We start from the raw sequence: 2,302 nt of genomic DNA, 5'->3' as shown, positions 1-2,302 counted from the left end.
CGAGTGGGACAAGAAACCCCAAGCGCCTAAGATTTTAGCGGGTGCGTTCAGTCAGGGAAATTACAGCTTTCAAGTCGGCGATCGCAACTTCAACTTTGGAGGATTGCGCTTTGCAGGGAAGGAAGTCGAAAACTTGGCGGCGATGCTTCCTAACACGACAGGTTTACTCAACCGGGACTTTAGCGAAAAGGAAATATTAGCCCGGATCAGCGATTATTCTATCCTCCACTTTGCTACTCATGCCGCCTTTGTCACGGGGAAACCAGAAGATTCGTTTATTTTATTTGGCAATGGCGATCGCGCAAATTTCCGCGATGTCGAAACTTGGCCTTTGAAAAACACCGATCTGGTCGTACTTTCTGCCTGTGAAACCGGAGTCGGCGGTCAATTAGGTGATGGGAAAGAGATTTTAGGCTTTGGGTACCTGATGCAAAAGGCGGGTGCGAGGGCGGCGATCGCGTCTTTGTGGACAGTCGATGATGGCGGTACCCAAGCACTGATGAATGCTTTCTATACCGCTCTAGAAAATGGCAATACCCCAAAAGCTGAATCCCTCCGCCAAGCACAAATCGCCTTGATTACCGGCGACTATACAGCTTTGGGTCAAGAACGGGGCATTTTTGTCGTCGAACGGATTCGCGATATACCCGGTAATGTTAGCGATCGCCTTAGCCACCCTTATTATTGGGCACCCTTCATCTTGATTGGCAATGGTCTATAAATGCCGATTACTGCTGTTCTTGCCCCGAGCCGCCTTGATTCGGTCGTTGAGTCGCGGCGGCATTCTCCGGACTTTCTTCTTCGGCTCTTCTCGCATCAACACCTTCATCCAGAAGATCGGCTGGTTCTACTGAGAGATCAGCCGCAGTATCAATGCGACCATTCGCATTCGTGTTGGGTTTTGGTGAAGTGCTTTTATGACTGGCATGACCACCTGGCATAATTTTTTCCTCAATTTAAATGAATTTATCTCTTTCAGCTTAGACTCGTCGGTTTAGAGAAATACCCTATCTTGGGGCTTAAATTTGGCTAAAAAAACCAACATTTCTGATTAGTTTCTGTTTATTCATTTCTGTCTATTTATACTCAAAAAGTATAGATGGAGACGCGGCACCCCTTGTTTATACTGGCTATCTAGACGAAACTCGCTTTCAACGGCTTTCAACCCGGCTCTGCCAGAATTTGTCATCCGTGTCTTTTTAATTACCAGAATATTTTTTAGCATATTGAGATTTTAATTCAAGAGATCATACTTAGGATTGATGAGCTTACTAAGATAAATTTGCTTTTCTCTTGAAGAGTTGCTCGATTAAAAGATTTGTTAAATCGGTTAAAAAGATTAGCTCTGTTCTGGCATAAATACGATGAGTCTCTTCAAAGAAATATCGCTAAAGATACGTTTTGTTCTAGGATCGCTGCTCTATGTGAGTTATATGCCGCAGGCATGGGTCTATTCTCGCCAACGCGATCGCATTGAACAGGAGTTTCCCAATTTGCCAGCCGAGGAAGCTTTTGACAACCCCGGCAAATTACTCCGGGGCGAGCCAAGCAATCGAGGTGCTAATTTTTACTTCGAGCAAGCAGAGTTAGAAATTTGTTTTCTGACTAGCGATTTAGTCCGAGTGGATTGGAAGCCGGGGATACCGCCGATTCCGTATGCGATCGCTCGTCAGGATTGGTCGGAAGTCGAGACGACACTGGAAGAAACGGCGGAGGGTTGGACGGTTTCGAGCCACAATCTCACCGTTATCGTCGGAATCGATGGCAGCCTGAAATTCTGCGACGCCTCTGGACAAACCATACGGGAAGAACTCCCGCCGCAACGAAAAGATGGGGGATGGATTCACAAAGCCCAACTGCGAGAAGAAGAACGCATTTATGGCTTGGGAGAACGCGCTTCTTCCCTCAACCTGCGTGCAGCGAGGGAGGTGACAAAGAAAGGAGAAGTTACCCAGCAACCGAAAACTTATCGGATGTGGAACTATGACGCGGCTGGGATGTATGCCCCCGGTTCAGATCCGATGTATATTTGCATTCCGGTTTATTGGGGTCTTCACTCCGCAGGCAGTTACTTGGTTTTCTATGAAAATTCTTTTAATGCCAATTTTACGTTTGCAGATGTCGCCACAGCCAACTTCGACGGAGGATCGCTGCGTTACTACTTTACTTCCGGCTCCCCTGCGGAACTACTAGAGCGTTACACGGAGCTGACGGGACGTTCTCCCCTGCCTCCCCGCTGGGCTTTGGGATATCATCAGTCGAAGTGGGGATATGGTACCGAAGAAGCAGTCCGAAAAGAAGC

General features: G+C 47.4%; 2 protein-coding genes and 1 pseudogene. 2 read left to right on the top strand and 1 reads right to left on the bottom strand.

Translation table 11 applies throughout. From position 1 onward, the window contains the following. A partial coding sequence (locus H6F50_RS07730) for a CHAT domain-containing protein (protein WP_190428092.1) occupies window positions 1–721 on the top strand: 721 nt, incomplete at its 5' end. 7 nt (window positions 722–728) lie between these two features. On the opposite strand, the gene H6F50_RS07725 is transcribed toward H6F50_RS07730, so the two are convergent. After that, on the bottom strand, window positions 729–941 hold the full coding sequence (locus H6F50_RS07725) for a hypothetical protein (RefSeq protein ID WP_190412242.1): 213 nt from the start codon (window positions 939–941) through the stop codon (window positions 729–731). Between the two features lie 423 nt (window positions 942–1,364). Between H6F50_RS07725 and H6F50_RS07720 the strand changes: the two are divergent. Beyond that, a pseudogene (locus tag H6F50_RS07720) lies at window positions 1,365–2,302 on the top strand (TIM-barrel domain-containing protein); the annotation flags it as partial.

The organism is Coleofasciculus sp. FACHB-712 (assembly GCF_014695635.1).
Lineage (GTDB): Bacteria > Cyanobacteriota > Cyanobacteriia > Cyanobacteriales > FACHB-T130 > FACHB-T130.
This window is presented reverse-complemented; position numbering and strand designations above follow the sequence as displayed.